21 protein-coding genes are annotated in these 15,051 nt (G+C 69.8%); 10 read left to right on the forward strand and 11 right to left on the reverse strand.

Annotation, left to right across the window (positions count from 1 at the left end; all coding sequences use genetic code 11):
• Positions 1-327 precede the first annotated feature (327 nt).
• Complete coding sequence (locus tag KWI83_RS38640; protein ID WP_308122080.1) at positions 328-687, forward strand: phosphoribosyltransferase family protein; 360 nt, start codon at positions 328-330, stop codon at positions 685-687.
• Positions 688-779: 92 nt separating this feature from the next.
• Here the strand turns inward: KWI83_RS38640 and KWI83_RS17410 are convergent, their stop codons facing one another.
• Positions 780-1,163: a helix-turn-helix domain-containing protein gene (locus tag KWI83_RS17410; protein WP_121745156.1), complete on the reverse strand. Its 384-nt coding sequence runs from the start codon at positions 1,161-1,163 to the stop codon at positions 780-782.
• Positions 1,164-1,264: 101 nt separating this feature from the next.
• Here KWI83_RS17410 and KWI83_RS17415 point away from each other — a divergent pair, with 101 nt between their 5' ends.
• Complete coding sequence (locus KWI83_RS17415; RefSeq protein ID WP_218515260.1) at positions 1,265-1,666, forward strand: RidA family protein; 402 nt, start codon at positions 1,265-1,267, stop codon at positions 1,664-1,666.
• A 66-nt stretch (positions 1,667-1,732) separates the two neighbouring features.
• On the opposite strand, the gene KWI83_RS40305 is transcribed toward KWI83_RS17415, so the two are convergent.
• The 5 genes from KWI83_RS40305 to KWI83_RS17430 form a co-directional block, all read right to left on the reverse strand.
• Positions 1,733-2,038 (reverse strand): hypothetical protein, encoded by a 306-nt coding sequence (locus tag KWI83_RS40305; RefSeq protein WP_374106316.1) that lies wholly within the window; start codon positions 2,036-2,038, stop codon positions 1,733-1,735.
• A complete protein-coding gene (locus KWI83_RS17420; protein WP_218515261.1) occupies positions 2,023-2,466 on the reverse strand; it encodes a hypothetical protein in 444 nt (147 codons plus the stop codon). Before KWI83_RS17420 ends, KWI83_RS40305 begins: the two co-directional genes overlap by 16 nt.
• 416 nt (positions 2,467-2,882) lie before the next feature.
• The gene (locus KWI83_RS38650; RefSeq protein WP_256362380.1) at positions 2,883-3,017 is read right to left on the reverse strand and encodes a hypothetical protein; all 135 of its coding nucleotides are present in this window, start codon (positions 3,015-3,017) and stop codon (positions 2,883-2,885) included.
• A gap of 102 nt (positions 3,018-3,119) precedes the next feature.
• The gene (locus KWI83_RS17425; protein ID WP_218515262.1) at positions 3,120-3,569 is read right to left on the reverse strand and encodes a vitamin K epoxide reductase family protein; all 450 of its coding nucleotides are present in this window, start codon (positions 3,567-3,569) and stop codon (positions 3,120-3,122) included.
• A gap of 222 nt (positions 3,570-3,791) precedes the next feature.
• A complete protein-coding gene (locus tag KWI83_RS17430; RefSeq protein WP_218515263.1) occupies positions 3,792-4,475 on the reverse strand; it encodes a thioredoxin family protein in 684 nt (227 codons plus the stop codon).
• 897 nt (positions 4,476-5,372) lie between these two features.
• On the opposite strand from KWI83_RS17430, the gene KWI83_RS17435 reads away from it, so the two are divergent.
• From KWI83_RS17435 to KWI83_RS17445, 3 genes are read left to right on the forward strand one after another with little or no spacing between them, the layout of a single operon-like run.
• Entirely contained in the window at positions 5,373-6,284 is a 912-nt protein-coding gene (locus tag KWI83_RS17435) for a patatin-like phospholipase family protein (protein ID WP_218515264.1), read from the forward strand.
• 18 nt (positions 6,285-6,302) lie between these two features.
• On the forward strand, positions 6,303-8,135 hold the full coding sequence (locus KWI83_RS17440) for a glycoside hydrolase family 15 protein (protein WP_218515265.1): 1,833 nt from the start codon (positions 6,303-6,305) through the stop codon (positions 8,133-8,135).
• Positions 8,132-8,614 (forward strand): hypothetical protein, encoded by a 483-nt coding sequence (locus KWI83_RS17445; protein WP_218515266.1) that lies wholly within the window; start codon positions 8,132-8,134, stop codon positions 8,612-8,614. The genes KWI83_RS17440 and KWI83_RS17445 overlap by 4 nt, the downstream gene beginning before the upstream one ends.
• 26 nt (positions 8,615-8,640) lie before the next feature.
• Here the strand turns inward: KWI83_RS17445 and KWI83_RS17450 are convergent, their stop codons facing one another.
• The 4 genes from KWI83_RS17450 to KWI83_RS17465 form a co-directional block, all read right to left on the reverse strand.
• Complete coding sequence (locus KWI83_RS17450) at positions 8,641-10,008, reverse strand: NAD(P)/FAD-dependent oxidoreductase (RefSeq protein WP_218515267.1); 1,368 nt, start codon at positions 10,006-10,008, stop codon at positions 8,641-8,643.
• A gap of 191 nt (positions 10,009-10,199) precedes the next feature.
• Complete coding sequence (locus KWI83_RS17455; RefSeq protein ID WP_256362423.1) at positions 10,200-10,859, reverse strand: CDP-alcohol phosphatidyltransferase family protein; 660 nt, start codon at positions 10,857-10,859, stop codon at positions 10,200-10,202.
• A gap of 47 nt (positions 10,860-10,906) precedes the next feature.
• Positions 10,907-11,179 (reverse strand): anti-sigma factor, encoded by a 273-nt coding sequence (locus KWI83_RS17460; RefSeq protein WP_218515269.1) that lies wholly within the window; start codon positions 11,177-11,179, stop codon positions 10,907-10,909.
• 41 nt (positions 11,180-11,220) lie between these two features.
• Positions 11,221-11,787 (reverse strand): RNA polymerase sigma factor, encoded by a 567-nt coding sequence (locus KWI83_RS17465; protein ID WP_218515270.1) that lies wholly within the window; start codon positions 11,785-11,787, stop codon positions 11,221-11,223.
• 131 nt (positions 11,788-11,918) lie between these two features.
• On the opposite strand from KWI83_RS17465, the gene KWI83_RS17470 reads away from it, so the two are divergent.
• The 5 genes from KWI83_RS17470 to KWI83_RS40005 all read left to right on the forward strand — a co-directional run bounded on the left by KWI83_RS17470 (position 11,919) and on the right by KWI83_RS40005 (position 14,694).
• A complete protein-coding gene (locus KWI83_RS17470; protein ID WP_218515271.1) occupies positions 11,919-12,257 on the forward strand; it encodes an anti-sigma factor in 339 nt (112 codons plus the stop codon).
• Positions 12,254-12,808: a DUF427 domain-containing protein gene (locus tag KWI83_RS17475; protein ID WP_256362382.1), complete on the forward strand. Its 555-nt coding sequence runs from the start codon at positions 12,254-12,256 to the stop codon at positions 12,806-12,808. Before KWI83_RS17470 ends, KWI83_RS17475 begins: the two co-directional genes overlap by 4 nt.
• Positions 12,809-13,549: 741 nt before the next feature.
• Positions 13,550-14,113: a hypothetical protein gene (locus tag KWI83_RS39995; RefSeq protein WP_374106317.1), complete on the forward strand. Its 564-nt coding sequence runs from the start codon at positions 13,550-13,552 to the stop codon at positions 14,111-14,113.
• Between the two features lie 162 nt (positions 14,114-14,275).
• Positions 14,276-14,524 (forward strand): DoxX family membrane protein, encoded by a 249-nt coding sequence (locus KWI83_RS40000; protein ID WP_308122081.1) that lies wholly within the window; start codon positions 14,276-14,278, stop codon positions 14,522-14,524.
• Entirely contained in the window at positions 14,524-14,694 is a 171-nt protein-coding gene (locus KWI83_RS40005) for a hypothetical protein (protein ID WP_308122082.1), read from the forward strand. The genes KWI83_RS40000 and KWI83_RS40005 overlap by 1 nt, the downstream gene beginning before the upstream one ends.
• A gap of 218 nt (positions 14,695-14,912) precedes the next feature.
• On the opposite strand, the gene KWI83_RS17495 is transcribed toward KWI83_RS40005, so the two are convergent.
• A partial coding sequence (locus KWI83_RS17495; RefSeq protein ID WP_218515292.1) for a DUF427 domain-containing protein occupies positions 14,913-15,051 on the reverse strand: 139 nt, incomplete at its 5' end.

Consider the following 15,051-nt stretch of genomic DNA (forward strand, 5'->3'; position numbering starts at 1 on the left):
TGCGAAGTGCGACGAGAAGGTCCAGGTGAGGCAGGGAGAGAAGATCCCGGCCTGCCCCAATGGTCACAAGGAGTTCGCCGCGCGCCGGAACGAGCCGACATGAAGTCCCTATGGCAGCACAGGTCGCCCGAGCCGGTGTGCCCGGTCAGCCGGAGACCGGAATCGTCGCCGACGATCCGCCGCTGTTCGACCAGCAGGCATCTTGAGATGCTCGACCTCAGGGAGGACCGGCTCGGTGCAGAGGTGGTCCGCGAGCGGGTAGCACTGCACCACCGCGAGCAGTTCTACTGAGGCGGGCGGCAGGCAGCCCACGTCAAGGACCGAACGGTGATCCTCGTCGACGACGGACTCGCCACTGGCGTCACCGCACGCGCCGCCCGGCGCCATCTGCGCAGGCAGGGTCCCAACCGGCTGATCCTGGCCGTTCCCGTCTGTGCCTCCGGCACCGCGGACCTGATGCGCCGGGAAGCCGACGACGTCTCTGCCTCCACCAGTCGCGCTTCCGAGCCGTGGGCGAGTGGTATGGCTTCGTTCACTTCAAACAGCAGCGTTTGCCTGCCGGTTTGGGCAGCAGTTGGTGATCTTGAGGCTCGTGGATGTTCACGAGAAATAGCAGCAAGTCCATGGGGCGGTCCGCCGCCTGTGAGATGTCTGTTTCTGAACCTGCGGCACAGGATGGCTCGGTAGCCCGATCAGGCAAGCGCGGGCCGCGTTGGTGGCCACCAACGTGAGATCGGTCAAGGAATCGCGCAACGCGCGAGAGTGTCGCTGCATGCCCGTCAGGCGTCGAAACGGCCGCGTGCACTCTCGATGTGACCGAGGTGCTGGTGGGTCCAGCCGCATATGGCGTCGACCGCGGTGCGCAGGGCCCGGCCCGGCTCGGTGAGGGTGTACTCGACTCGCGGCGGCACGGTGGGGTGCACCTTCCGGTCGACCAGGCCATTGCGCTCCAGCATGCGCAGGTTCTGGGTGAGCATCTTGTGGCTGACGCCCTCGACCTCGTTCCGCAGCTCGCTGAACCGCAGAGTGCGCTCGCCGAGCGCCTCGATGATCAGGAGCGCCCACTTGTTGGCGACGTCCGAGAAGATCTCCCGCGCCAGGGAGTCTGCGCGCCGCAGGTCAGCGTCCTCGGGCAGGCCCTTGAGTAGTTGCTTGGTCACCATCAGGTTCCTCAGTCACCGAAAAGTGCGTTCTTCCAGGTCAACCGTCACTCTCCTACAGTTTCCGAGTAACTACAAGAGAGCAAAGCGGAAGGGCGAGCATCGTGGCCACCATTGATGTCTTCAACTACAACGTGCCGGCCGAGAGTGACTTCGGCTACTCACAGGCGATCAAGTCCGGCGAGCTGATCCACGTCTCTGGACAGCTCTCGTTCGATGAGGCAGGCGAGTTCCTCTACGCGGGCGACTTCGCCGCCCAGCTCAAGCAGACCTACGCCAACATGGACAAGGTCCTGGACCACTACGGCGCCACCCGGAACCAGGTCGTCTCGCAGACCCTGTACGTGGTGAACCTGCGGCAGAATGCCGCGGCGACGGCGGAGGGCAACCTGGGGTACTTCGGCGACCACCGCCCGGCCAGCACGGTCTTGGGCATCACTGAACTGACCTTGCCCGGCCAGGTCATCGAAATCAGCTTCGTCATCGACACGAAACTGCCCGCTTGAGGTCTCCTCCTAGCCAGGCGCTTTCCCAGGCGCCACCGCTCTCGAACAGGCTCGTTCCGCGCAGGTTCACCCCGGTCCGTGACGCCTGGTGGGCCCAGGAATCTTTTCCTGATCTCGAAGGGGCAGATCAAACCGCGCCGGCCGGAAAGCGAGGGTTATGGGAGCGTTCGTGGAACGGTCACTGTGACTGTTCCACGAACGGAGCCCCAGAGGGCTGTGGGACGCTTCCAGGTAGTGGTCCAGTTCCAGGCGGCAGCCGCCCTTGGCGATCAGCCGCTCATGCCGGGCCACTTCCACGTTCTGGTCGTAAACCACTAGGTGAGAGGCGTGCAGCACGACCCGGACGCGTTTGCCGATCAGGCGGACCGGCACCGAGTAGTGTTGGTGCGGACGGCGATCCGACTGTAGCGGTCGACCCTGGGGGTGAACACCCGCCCGGTCTCGAACGGTTCCTGCGGCAGCGGCATCAGCAACGGCTGTTCGAGGGCGAAGTACTCGTCGATGGTCCGCGGCCGCGAGCCGATCCGGCGCCGGCCGTCGTGCAGGTCCCACTGCTCGACCATCTCGTTCAGCTCCGCCAGCGAAGAGACCTCCGGCACGGGGGCGAAGTGGTTGCGGCGGAAGTAGCCGATCTGCCCCTCGACCCCGCCCTTCTCGTGGGCGCCGTCGACGCCGGGGCGGCAGTAGAAGCTCTCGATGCCAAAGTGCGATCTGAACGCGATCCACCGGTCGGTCTCCACCCTCGCCCGGCTCAGCCCCAGCACCTGGGCGACCGCGGCCTTGAGGTTGTCGTAGCGCACCCGGCCCCGAGGGGCCCCGCCCAGCGTGCGCAGCGCGGTCTTCGTGCATAGTGATCGTTTGGCCGGGCTGAGGGTGCCGCCACTGCGAGGGGTCGAGAGGTGCGAGTCGCACGGAGGACCGCTCGCCGGGTCCCAGGAAGGGTGTGAATTCGACCCAGAGGCTCGCGATGTTGAGGACCGGTTCGCCGGTCCGGGCTCGCTTTCCGATATTCCACATCGGCCGAAGAACGCCAGCTCCGGAGAAGGGAGTCTGCCGACGACCCTCACTGGCCGGTCGGAGGGTGAGGTCCGCGCGGATGATCCCGTTGCGGGTTTCGTAGCAGCGCCAACGACACCAAGCCGCGCTCTTCTCCAGCTGCATCTGCTCGGCAGCCGTGGCGAGGGTCTCCCAAAAGCTGAGCTGAAGCGGGTGGACTTCACTTCTTCTCGGCGATGTGCCGCGGGCTCTCCCTCAGGGCGGCGACCTCGCCCAGCCACAACATCCGATGGGCCTCTTCGAGCCGTTGACGAGTGTTCGCCTCGATCTCCAGCAGCCGGGGGACCTGGGCCAAGTCAAGGCGAAGCATCGGGCAGCGGACGCACGCATGCTCGTGCCGCGTACTGCTCGAAGTCCTCAACTACCAGATCGAGCAAGTCCTTTCCGGTGAAGATGGTCATGCGCGTGAGCAGGTTGAGGGTCGCTGAATTGTGGACGGTGCGGCTCGGGCTTCGGCCAGGGCGGGCGGCACAGCGGCGAGGTGGAAGGCCGCGGCCAGGGTGCACCAGGAGCAGACCTTGCGGTGCTTGGTCAGCTGCTCGGTGATGAGCACCACCGACATGCCCGCATCCGCGACGGCCTTTCCCGCGGCCGCCAGGACGATCCAGGGGTGCTGTCGATGCCGTCGGCGATTCCCCATGCCGGTGAGCGTCAAGGTGATGCCGGCACTGGCCAGCCCCAAGGCCGTATCCGGGGTGCGCAGGAGGGTGTACGCCTCGCCGCTGGCATCGACACGCTCGGCGTCCAGACCGGGCAGAGGCGGTTCGGGAAGCCGCTTGAGCAGGCCGAACTGGTACAGACCGACCACCGCATACGCGGTGACTGCTCCCATGTTCAGGGCGGCCACGCGCCGACGCTGTTGGAGGAAGTCACCCGTACCGAGACGCAAGTCGTCACTGATCCGTTCGGCCGAGGCGGAGGAACTGCGGCCGATCCCTTGCCGGGGGCGTGCTTCCCGGGCGGAGACGCCTTTTCGTCGGCGATTCATCGCACCGCACCTTTCCTCAGAGGCCCGGGCGTAGACGGCAACTGCGGGGACTAACTTGTGGGCCGTGTGTCACCGGACGCGTCATCCAGGCACCTTTTCGCGGCGGTGCCTCAGCCCCATCAGCCGTGCCATGGCATACATGGGAGGCGCCGCCTTGCGCACGTCGCGCCGCGCGGTGGGCCCGGACAGGGCCAGCACGCGGTCCATTTCCGCGACGCCGCGCAGCATCGGCACCATGCGTCCCTGATGCTCGCCCACCGGGGAGCGCCCGGACAGCACCGTCTCCAGGGCCTGGCGCACGATGTGCTCGCGGTCGTCGGACCACAGGATCCGGAAGGCGACGCGGCCGTCGGCGTCCATCAGGTAGGCGGCGTTGGGCTTGGGATCGAGGAGGCGGTGCAGGGTGCCGTCGATGTCGTCGACGGCGACGGGCCAGAGGAGTCCGTCCCGGTCCCTCAGGTCGCGTGCGTGGGCCGTCTTGCGCTCGAAGTCTTCCGGCTGGGGATACCGGTCGCCGGGGTGCGCCTCGCGTACGTACAGCATCACGAACGCCGCCCGGTCACCGAAGTCCGCGTGGAGCCGCTTCAGGGCCGGGTCGGCTGCCGCGGTCATCGGGCAGGTCACCGATCCCATGGTCAGCAGCAGTGGGGTGCGGCCCGCGAAATCGGACTTGGTGACTCGGCCACCGTCCACCGTGGGCAGGTCGAAGTCCGGCATCTCTTCGCCCGGCCGCGGTCCTGTGTGGAACCGCATGTCCTCGATCACCAGTCGAGTGTGAAAGTGCGGGTATCGGTACGTCATGGTTGTCAGCCTTCCGCGCAGGTGACACGCAGTTCGCCGCGGTCGCTCGAGAGTGCCGGGTGGGCTTTTCTGCGCTTCTGTGGCCGGTAGCTGCGTTGTTGGGGTGGTCCCGTTCGCCGAGGCAAACTGGCCGCTGCTGCGCCTGGGCCAGCAGCCCGGGCGAGCGGCCCTTGCGGGCGATGACGCCGCGCAGCGACGGGAAACCTTCGGTGAGTAGGCCACCGAGGTCGAGCGGGCGGCGTTCGGGCTCGCTGATCACACGGGGGATGTGCATGTGCGGCGCATGGGACTCAAGAGCGCCATGCCTGCTCACCTTCTCTCTGGGATGGAGAGTGGATGTTCTCTCTGGGATGGAGAGTGGATGCCCGACGGCGCGGCTCGGTGCATGGCAGCCATCTCCAGAAGTGCCGCATCTCGGGAACCCGGGGGGCCACCGTCCCCATTCCGCTCCAGCCGATGAACCGCGCCTCCCGTGATGCGGCACCGCGGACCCTCCAGCGGCTGCTGCCGATATCGCCAGCCAGCTGGGCAAGTGATACAGCGCACCGCCCGGCCGTCGGCGCTTCCATCCGCGTCAGGCGGGGGGATGTTCCGGAGTGTGAGCGGCATCACCGTGGGCGGTGGCTCCGGCGCTCTAGCGTCGTGGCATGGACTCCGATGACCGGTCCGGAGACGGAAGATCATGATCCGTGTGGCACGGTGTGGTGCTCGCAGGGGCGGCGGAGCGCACCCGCGTGGTAAGGGCAATCACTGTCTCCCGCCCGAGTCGCTGCGCCGTGAGTTACCTGGTCTGATACGGGCCCGCTGACCCCGCTGGGGGCGCCGCTGCGGCGCGCTACCTGTAGAGAGGAGGCGTTGGGTGTGACGACCGCTGTCGTACTGTCGGGCGGGGGGAGTCTCGGCGCCATCCAGGTCGGCATGCTGCTGGCGTTGGCTGACTATGGTGTAGCCCCTGATCTGCTGGTGGGCACGTCCGTGGGCGCGATCAACGGCGCATACATCGCCGGGCACCCCGGACGGGAGGGAGTGGAATCCCTCGCGGGTAAATGGGAGTCGGTGCGACGAGGCGACATCTTCCCGGTCCAGCCGGTTCTCGGCCTGCTCGGGCTGGCCGGCCGGGCGGACCATCTTGTGCCCTCCGAGAAGTTCCGGGGACTTCTCGAACAGCATCTGGGCTACAGCGACCTGAAGGACTCCGCCCGTCGGCTCTGCCTGGTGGCCAGTGAGGTCAGGACCGGGAAGGAGGTGGTGCTGTGCCACGGGCCCGTCATCGACGCGGTGATGGCCAGCGTCGCCGTGCCGGGTGTGTTCCCGCCGGTTCGGCTCGGGGGACAGGACCTCATGGACGGGGCGGTGGCGAACAACACACCGATCTCGGTTGCCGTGGAGGCGGGAGCGGAGACCGTGTATGTGCTGCACGCCGGCTACGCCTGCGCGCTGCCGGCCGCACCGCGCTCTGCTCTGGGGATGGCGCTGCACGCGCTCACGCTGATCCTGCAGCAGCGTCTGCTTGCGGACGTCACCGTGTACCGGACGACGGTGCAGGTGCGGGTGGCGCCGCCGTTGTGCCCGCTGGGGGTCTCCCCGGCCGACTTCCGCCACAACCGCGAGCTCATCACCCGCGCCCGCGAAACCACCCGCCCGTGGCTCGACCGCGGTATGCCGAGCGACCCCGCGCAGTACCTGCGGGTCCACAACCACGGCAGCGGGCTCGATGCCGACCGTACGGACGGCAGCCGCGGCCGTCGGCGGTGGCGGAAGCAAGCTGCATGACTCGGAAAGGGTCTTGGGATGGAGCCCGGCTTTTCGCAGGTGGCCGCCGACGGGCGGCCGGCGCGCCGTGACGGGTACGCACCGCTGCGGGATTACGCCGCGATCGGCGACGGCCGCACCGTCGCGCTGGTCGCCCGTGACGGATCGGTGGACTGGCTGGCGGTACCGGACCTGGACTCCGAGACGGTGTTCGCCGCCGTACTGGACGCCCAGCGCGGAGGCCGATTCGCGCTGGGGCCCGCCGTGGCCTACGCAGTGGACCGCCGTTACCTGCCGGGCACGAACGTGGTGGAGACGACGTTCACGACCGATCACGGGGTGGTCCGGGTCACGGACGCGTTGACACTGCCGGATGCGGGGCTGACGCCGGTCCGCGAGCTGCAGCGCCGGGTCGAGGGGCTGTCCGGGAGCGTACCGGTGCGCTGGGGCGTGGTGCCCGGCTTCGGCTACGGCACCCGGGCGCCGGGTATCAGCAGGCGGTCGGGCGTGCCGGTCGCCTCGTCCGGGGCGCATGCCTTCGCGGTGTGCACCTGGGACGTCGGCGAACCGCAGTGCACCCACGACGCGATCAGTGGCCACTTCGAGACGCGGCCGGGATCCCGCGCGTTGCTCGCCCTGTGCTTCGCCCACCAGGATCCGCTGGTCTTCCCGACCCGCGCCGAGTGCCAGGCACGCCTGGACCACACCTGCGCCGCCTGGCGTCGGTGGCTGGACGAGCGCACCACCCACGGGCCCTGGCGGCAGGCGGTCGAGCGCAGCGCCCTGGCGCTGAAGCTGCTGGTGTTCGCCCCGTCCGGTGCGGTCGCGGCAGCGGCAACGACGTCCCTGCCCGAGCAGATCGGCGGGGCACGGAACTGGGACTACCGCTTCTCCTGGATCCGGGACTCGGCCTTCACCCTGAACACGCTCCTGCAGCTGGGCTGCCCACGCGAGGCACACGCCTACTTCTGGTGGCTGATGCACGCCACCCAGCTCACCCACCCCCGGCTGCGCGTGCTGTACCGGCTGGACGGCGGCGCCCGCACGCCCGAGCGGGCACTGCCGCTGGAGGGCTACCGGAAATCGGGACCGGTCCGGGCCGGGAACGCCGCCGCCGAGCAGCTGCAGCTGGACACCTACGGCGAACTGCTGCAGACCGCCTGGCTGTACGCCGCGGCCGCCGGGCGGCTCGACGCCGACATCGCCCGCCGGGTCGCCGAGATGGCCGACCTGGTCTGCCGCACCTGGCAGGAGCCGGACGCGGGCATCTGGGAGGTGCGCAGCCCGCCGCGGCACTTCACCCAGTCGAAGATGATGTGCTGGGTGGCGCTGGACCGCGCCATACGCCTGGCCGGCCAGGAACTGATCCCGCACCGCCACGCCGACCGCTGGCGGCGGGAACGACAGGCGGTCAGAGACTTCGTCGAAACCCGCTGCTTCAGCGACCGCAAGGGCAGCTACGTCCGTGCCGCAGGCAGCCAGGAGCTGGATGCCGGCCTGCTGCTCGGCCTGCTGCACGGCTACGCCGACCCGGACCAGCCGCGACCGCGCGGCACCATCGAGGCCATCCGCCGAGAGCTGGCCCACGGCCCGTTCGTCCACCGCTACACCGGCGAAGACGGCCTGCCCGGCACCGAAGGCGCCTTCCTGGCCTGCTCCTTCTGGCTGGTCGAATGTCTCGCCCGCTGCGGACACCTGGACGAAGCCGCCACCTTGATGGATCAGCTTGTCGGGCTGGGCAACGACGTCGGCCTGTACAGCGAGGAGATCGACCCGGCCACCGGCGCGTTCCTGGGCAACATGCCCCAGGCGCTCAGCCACCTCGCGCTGATCAGCGCCGCCAGCGCCGTCAGTGAGCGGGAGCAGCGATGAGTGTGTGGGCGGCACTGTCGGGTGGATTCGCCGGCACCCTCGTTCTGACCACCGCGCTCCGGGCGGCCGCCGAGCTGAAGCTCACCCGCATCGACATCCCGTTCCTGCTCGGCAGCGCCTTCACCGCCGATCGCACCCGCGCCAAAGCACTGGGCTACCTGCTGCACTTCGCCGCCGGACAGGTTTTCGCCTTCGGCTACTACGCCTTGTTCCTCGCCCTCGGCCACAGCGGCTGGCTGCTGGGAGCGATGTTCGGGATGGGCCACGGCATGTTCGCCGGCACCGCGCTGGTCAACATCCTTCTGCCCGTGATCCACCCCCGGATGGGCACCCCCCTCACCAGCGCCCCGGACACGGCGCTGCTGGAACCTCCCGGCTTCCTCATGCTCAACTACGGGCTCGCGACCCCCATAGTGAGCCTTACCGCCCACATCGCCTACGGCGCCCTCGTCGGCGGCTTCACCGCCCTCGCCCGGTAGCAGGCGAGGGCTGCCAGGCGTACCGGTCAGTCGCGGCCAAGGTCGGCAAGGGCGTCCTCCACGCCCCGGTGGAACGTGGGGTACGCGTACATCATGTGCCGCAGCCGGTCGACGGGGACCTCGGCCTGCACCGCGACGGCGAGCCCGTAGAGGACCTCGCCGCCCATGGGCCCGGCGGAGGTGGCGCCGAGCAGCACCCCGCGCTCGGCGTCCTCCACCAGTTTGATCAGGCCCTCGTTGCCGGCCTTGTGGATCCAGCCGCGCGCCGAGGACGGCACGCGGGATGTGCCGGTGCGTACCCGCAGTCCCTGCTCGCGCGCCCGGGCCTCGCTGAGTCCCACGGAGGCGACCTCGGGGTCGGTGAAGGTGACCCTGGGCAGGGCGCGGTAGTCCGCGTCCGGGCCCGGTTCGCCCAGGACGGCGCGGGCTGCCACCTCGGCCTGGTACATCGCCACGTGCGTGAACAACCCGAGCCCGGTGACATCGCCCACCCCCCACAGAGCGGGGGCCGCACGCAGTTGTTCATCCACATGCAGGGCGCGGGCGCCCGGGTCGAGGCCGACCGTCTCCAGCCCGAGCCCGGCGAGGTTGGCGCGGCGGCCGGTGGCCACCAGCAGCCGGTCGGCCGTCAGTGCCGCGCCGTCGTCGAGGGTGAGGGTGAAGGTGCCGCCGCCGTCGTGGCGCACCTGGGTGGCCTGGGCCCCGGTGCGTACGGTGATGCCCTCCGCGTCCAGCACGTTGGCGAGCAGACTGCCGATCTCGGGCTCCTCGTTCGGCAGCACCCGCTCGGCCGCCTCGACGACGGTGACCGCGGTGCCGAAGCGGGCGAACGCCTGGGCGAGCTCCAGGCCCACGGCTCCTCCGCCGAGCACGAGCAGCGAACGCGGGCTTTCCTCGGCGGCGACCGCGTCGCGGTTGGTCCAGTACGGCACCTGGTCCACGCCCGGCACCGGGGGGATCTGAGGGCGGCTGCCGGTGGCGAGCACCACCGCGCGCCGCGCAGCGAGGACGTGGCCGTCGACGTCCACCCGGCCGGGGCCGATCAGGCGGGCGCGTCCGCGGACGAAGTGCCCGCCCTTGCCGGTGAACCGGTCCACGGCCACTTGGTCGTTCCAGTCGTCGGTCGCCTCGTCGCGGATCCGGTCCGCGACCGGCCCGAAGTCGGGGCTGACCTGTGCCCGGCCGGCCATGCCCGGAATACGCCGGGTCTCGGCGAGCAGGTTCCCGGCGCGGATCATCATCTTGCTGGGGATGCACGCCCAGTACGGGCACTCACCGCCGACCAGCTCCGCCTCCACCCCGACCACGTCCAGACCGGCCTCGGCCAGCCGCCCGGCGACGTGCTCGCCCCCCACGCCCATCCCGATCACCACGACATCGGTCTGCTGCGCCATGTCCGCCTCCAGTGCGTGGTACGTCTCCCCGGGTGTACCCGGAACCCGGTCGGCGGTCCCGCGCCTTCCCTTCGGCGACCCGGGCGGAGGCGCGGCTCTCTCCCTTCTTTCCGCAGCGCGCAGGGCACTCGGTGACAGTTACAGGCGCACCGAAGCCGGGGAGCGGGCAGGTCGGGGCAGAGCACTCGCATTCATCCACGGTGCGGCGGCCCGTTCCTGAGCCGGCGCAGCGCGATCAGGGCCTGCATCGCGGCGGCCGGGCGCAGCACCGCCGGGCGTGGGGCCTGCGCCATGCGGCCCCGGGCCAGGCTGCACGCGGTGACGGTGACCACGGGTGCCGCCCATGCGGCGAGGGCCGCGGTACGCAGGTGGCGGCTGGGCTTGTGCCGCATGACCAGCCAGGTCCAGAACGCGGCGTCCGCCAGGTGGTCGGCGTAGGTGCCGAACGGGCAGACGGTGCGTCGGCGGCGGGCAAGGCGGCCGTCGGCCAGGTCGGTGGCGATCGCCGCGATGCCGATCCAGCGAACGTGCCGGGTGCCCAGCACGGGGAGACTGGCGCGGCACAGGGTCAGCAGATCCGCCGCCGAGAGACGGCTGCGCTGCTCCAGCATGCCCAGGTGGGCGGCGGCGAGGGCCCAGCTGACGGTGATCCAACGGCGGCCCCGACCGCGGGACAGGAGGAGGACGGCGCCGTGCAGGGCGGTGACTTCGGCAAGGGCGCGGGGGCGCCGCGCGGCCTGGACGGCCGAGCGGCGTGCGGCCCGCCCCAGGAACCGGGCCCAGCCCGCCGGGCGCCAGCCGTCCTCGCGCAGCGCGGCCAGCAGCGCATCGGTGGCTTCCCGGCTGCCCATGGTCACCACGGGATCCTCCGGCCGGCGAGGCAGCCGGGGCAGCGTATTCATGCGCTCGTCGGCGGCTGCGCGCCGGAGTCGGCGTCGTCGCCGCGGTCGGGGTGGAGCAGCGTCTCGCCGAACGCGCGCAGCCGTGCGACGGCCTCGTCGGCGGGTGCCTCGTGCCGGGCTAGCGACTGCTTGATCTCCCGGTACACGGCCACCTCCAGACCGCAACGGCGGCAGTCCTCCAGATGCGCCGCCACCCGCCGCGCGGTGATCTCGTCGGTCTCCCCGTCCAGGTAGGACTGCAGCACCCGCGCCACCTGCATGCAACTCATCCGGCGCCGCGCGGCGTCACGGCGTCGCCAAGGCCACCTGCTCACATCACACCCCGCTTCGGTGCCAGCCCCGCCGCCGACAGACGGTCCCTGATCCGCCTGCGGGCCCGGTGCAGCCTGCTCATCACGGTCCCCTCCGGCACGCCGAGCAGCTCGGCCGCCTCCGCATACGACAGCCCCTCCACATCGACCAGCCGCACCACCTGCTGGTGCTTGACCGGCAGCGCGGCGAGCGCGCCGTCGACCACCGCGTCGAAGCACGCGCCGACCACGATGTCCTCCGGACTCGCCCCGGCACCGGGCGCGGGCTCGGCCGGCCGGCCGAGATCCGTGTCCGGGTCGTCCAGGAGCTGCGGCCTGCGCCGCCGGTGCCGGTTCACCTCGGCCCGGCGCATGATCGTCAGGAGCCAGGCGCGCGGATGCCGTCCGTCGAAGCGGTCCACGGCCCGGTACGCCCGCAGCAGGGTGTCCTGGACGAGGTCCTCGGCGTCGGCGGGCTGGGCGGTCAGCGTCATCGCCACCCGCAGCAGCACCTCCACCTCGGGCAGCACGTACTCGGCGAACGCCTTGTCCCGTGCCGTGCCGACGTCCGGCGATCGTTCGTCCACAGCGAGGAAACCCTCCTCCCGCGATCGGGCATTCCAGAAATGTTCCCCGCAGGTGACCGGGTTCCCCAGGCATGGCAAGCATCAGGACGTGGGTATCCCCGCCGCGGCCAGGCGGACGGTGGCTGCGGCGCATGGCCGCCGAGTGCCAGGAGAAATACCGGCACGTGCGGCTGCGCGGCTGGATCGAGGCGTACGTCGACAACCAGCTCACCGGAACTCGCCGCGCCCGGGTCGCAGCGCACCTGGCGGCCTGCTGGGCCTGCAGCGGCACGGCCGAGACGCTGCACCTGGTCAAGCACTCCCTACGGCGCGCCCCACGCCGTACCCCAACGCTGTCCGAGCTGCGGCTGCGCCGCTTCGCTAGCCGCCTCACCCACACCGGCGCAGCCCGGCCCACCCGACAGGTCGAGCGCCGCCCCAGAGGCGCGGATCTTCGATTCCATGGAGACACAGGAGGTGACACCCGATGATGCGCGCGATCTGGAACGGTGTCGTCATCGCCGAAACCCCACGCACCAAGCGCGTGGAGGGCAACCACTACTTCCCACCCGAATCCCTCAAACGGCAGTACTTCATCGACAGCCCTACCAGGTCGCTGTCCCGTGGAAGGGCGTCGCTCGCTACTACACTGTCGATGCCCTGCTGGTACGGGTTGCCCAGGAAAGGCGCATCGTTCGACGGATGCGAGCGTGGCTGCGACAACTGCGGCAGGCTCTTGGTCAAGTGCGTCGACGGCTTGTCGTGCACTGGCGACGGCCTGGCTGGCTACCGCGCGGCGTTGAAGGATCTCCTCAATGGCAGGAAAGGCTGTCATCTTCTGTTCGAGCTGAGCGATCTGGGCGGCGAGGTTTTCGAGGCCGGCCATGAACGGAGCCAGTTGCGCGGCGCGTTCTTCGTTGATGCGGTGCGCGAGCCGGGCCTGTTCGTCTTGAAGTTCCGCTCGGCGGGCGCGGGCCGCCTGCAGATCGGCGGCGGTGCGGGCGGTGACGTCCTCCAGGTCGGCAAGTTCCGACTTGAGTGATCTGATCTCCACTTGTGCCCGTCGGCGGCGCTGGTCGTCGTCGACCGGCTGGAAGCACAGGTAGCAGGCGTCTTCGCCATGCTCTCGGTGAGGGTCCACGCGTTGTTCGCATGCTGGGCAGAGTCGTACGGGGAGGGCGTCGAAGATCTCCACGGAGGCGATGAGGCGTTCCATGCGGGTCACCTCCGAGGTGACCGTCTGGGCGGAGTAGGCGTGTTCGCTGCCCAGTTGTTCGAGCGCAACGACCTCGTCGACCGCCTGCTGCAGCTGCCGGGATATGTCTTCGTAGGCGCTCGTCAGTGACGAGTCGTATCCGGCGGTCGCCTCGGTGGTGGACCTTCCCTGCAGGAGGCTGTTGATCTCCTCCGTCAGTTCGTGACGACGCTGGCGCACTGCGTCGAGTTGGGCGATGACCTCTTCCCGTGCGGTCGCTACCTGGTCGAGGGTGCGGGCGACGGGAATGCGGAGCCGTTCGGAGATGGCCGTGACGGCCTGCACTGTGCTGTCCCGCACGTCCCGCTCCACCGCCTGGGCTTCGGCAAGTCGCCGCTTGGCCTGGGCGATTGCGAAATCCTTGGTGTCGTAGCGGGAGCGGGCGAACCCGAGGAGCATGCTGACGACGCCGCACCGGATGACCTCCTGCTCCTTGTTGGCGAAGCTCGTCCAGGACTCCTCGTTGCGGTAGAAGTGGCGCAGCAGGTTCCGGAAGGACAAGGGCGTGAGTTCACTGGCTGTTCCCGGGTGGAGACCCTTGGGGATACGCAGGTTGGGCCAGCCGAGTTCGCGCAGGATCCAAGCAACGAGCGGATCTGGGCCGCCGGGGACGCCACCGGGCACCCGCAGTTCGTCTACGTCGCCGCCGCGCACGGCACGCTCGTCGCCGACGACGCCCTCGACGGCGCCGGGCGCACCCTGGACTACCACCACCTGCCCCGCGTCACCTTCACCAGCCGGGCCATCGCCGCCACCGGACTGACCGACGCCCAGGTCGGCGCCCAGGGCTACGCCTGCGACTGCCGCGTGCTGCCGTTGGAGTACGTACCGAGGGCGCTGGTCAACCGCGACACCCGCGGCCTGGTCAAACTCGTCGCCGAGGCCGGCACCGGCATGGTGTTCGGCGCCCACGTCGTCGCCGAGGGCGCCGGGGACGTGATCGGCACCGCCGTCTACGCCCTGGCCAAACGGATGACGGTGCAGCAGATGGCCGACCTGTGGTGCCCGTACCTGACCATGGCCGAGGGCCTCAAGCTGGCCGCCCAGACCTACCCCCGAGACGTGGCCAAACTGTCCTGCTGCGCCTGCTGAGCAAGGAAGAGAGGAGAGAGCAGTGGTGTCCATGCGCAGAGGAGCGCCTGGCGGCACTGGCACGCTCTAGGCAAGAGCAATCTTCCCCAGAAGCGACGGACCCGGCGTCAGCGCAACACCACACACCCACCGCTAACCCACCCGTTCGCCTGGAGGCCACTGATGGATGTCCTGGTGCTCATCGGACGCATTTTGTTTGCGTCCCTCTTTCTCCTCTCCGCGGTCAACCACCTCACCCGGACCGCAATGACGGCCGCGTATACCAAGTCCAAGGGCGTGCCGGCCGCGGTGCCGGCGACGATCGGCAGCGGCCTGCTGATCCTGGCCGGCGGACTGAGCGCGGCGCTGGGATCTGGGCGGATCCGGGGGCGCTGCTGCTGGCGGCCTTCGTGTTCTCCACCGCGCTGCTGATGCACGCGTTCTGGAAGGAGAGCGAAGCTCAGGCACGGCAGGCCGAGATGGTCCATTTCCTGAAGGACGTCGCACTGGGCGGGGCGGGACTGATGCTGCTGGCCTTCTTCTCGTACGTCGGGGACGACCTGGGGCTGACCATCACAGGCCCCCTGTTCGACATCAGCTGACGGCTGGGACCTGGCCGGGCGGAGGTTCTGTCCGGCCCGCACCCGGGATCGCCCCCCACGGCGCCCTGCCCCATCCGACATCGGCACGTCGCGATGAGCCCCGCGAAGCGGGAAGCCACTGCCATCGTCACCCCCTGAGGGAGCACGGACGGATATGCGCGCCGAAGCCGTGGCCGGGGACGCGCAGTCGGACTGCCCCGGCCATATCCGCGACGTCGTTACGCCCTTTCCCGAGTGCCTTCGATGGTCACACCGTTCCAGAAGGCCACGTGGTTCTTGATACGTCGGGCGAGCGGAATCGGATGGGGGTAGTACCAGGCGGCATCCGGATTCACCTCGCCGCCGACCTGGAGGGTG

The sequence above is a fragment of the Streptomyces sp. TRM70350 genome, assembly GCF_019219825.1.
GTDB lineage: Bacteria > Actinomycetota > Actinomycetes > Streptomycetales > Streptomycetaceae > Streptomyces.

Bases quoted from the DNA above. Each gene is read 5' to 3' on its own strand.
- KWI83_RS17450 (WP_218515267.1), bottom strand. From the start codon at position 10,008: ATGGCGCAGCAGACCGATGTCGTGGTGATCGGGATGGGCGTGGGGGGC.
- KWI83_RS40005 (WP_308122082.1), top strand. From the start codon at position 14,524: ATGCACGCGTTCTGGAAGGAGAGCGAAGCTCAGGCACGGCAGGCCGAG.
- KWI83_RS17445 (WP_218515266.1), top strand. From the start codon at position 8,132: ATGAGTGTGTGGGCGGCACTGTCGGGTGGATTCGCCGGCACCCTCGTT.
- KWI83_RS17475 (WP_256362382.1), top strand. From the start codon at position 12,254: ATGATGCGCGCGATCTGGAACGGTGTCGTCATCGCCGAAACCCCACGC.
- KWI83_RS17455 (WP_256362423.1), bottom strand. From the start codon at position 10,859: ATGGGCAGCCGGGAAGCCACCGATGCGCTGCTGGCCGCGCTGCGCGAG.
- KWI83_RS17460 (WP_218515269.1), bottom strand. From the start codon at position 11,179: ATGAGTTGCATGCAGGTGGCGCGGGTGCTGCAGTCCTACCTGGACGGG.
- KWI83_RS40000 (WP_308122081.1), top strand. From the start codon at position 14,276: ATGGATGTCCTGGTGCTCATCGGACGCATTTTGTTTGCGTCCCTCTTT.
- KWI83_RS17470 (WP_218515271.1), top strand. From the start codon at position 11,919: ATGGCCGCCGAGTGCCAGGAGAAATACCGGCACGTGCGGCTGCGCGGC.
- KWI83_RS17440 (WP_218515265.1), top strand. From the start codon at position 6,303: ATGGAGCCCGGCTTTTCGCAGGTGGCCGCCGACGGGCGGCCGGCGCGC.
- KWI83_RS17410 (WP_121745156.1), bottom strand. From the start codon at position 1,163: ATGGTGACCAAGCAACTACTCAAGGGCCTGCCCGAGGACGCTGACCTG.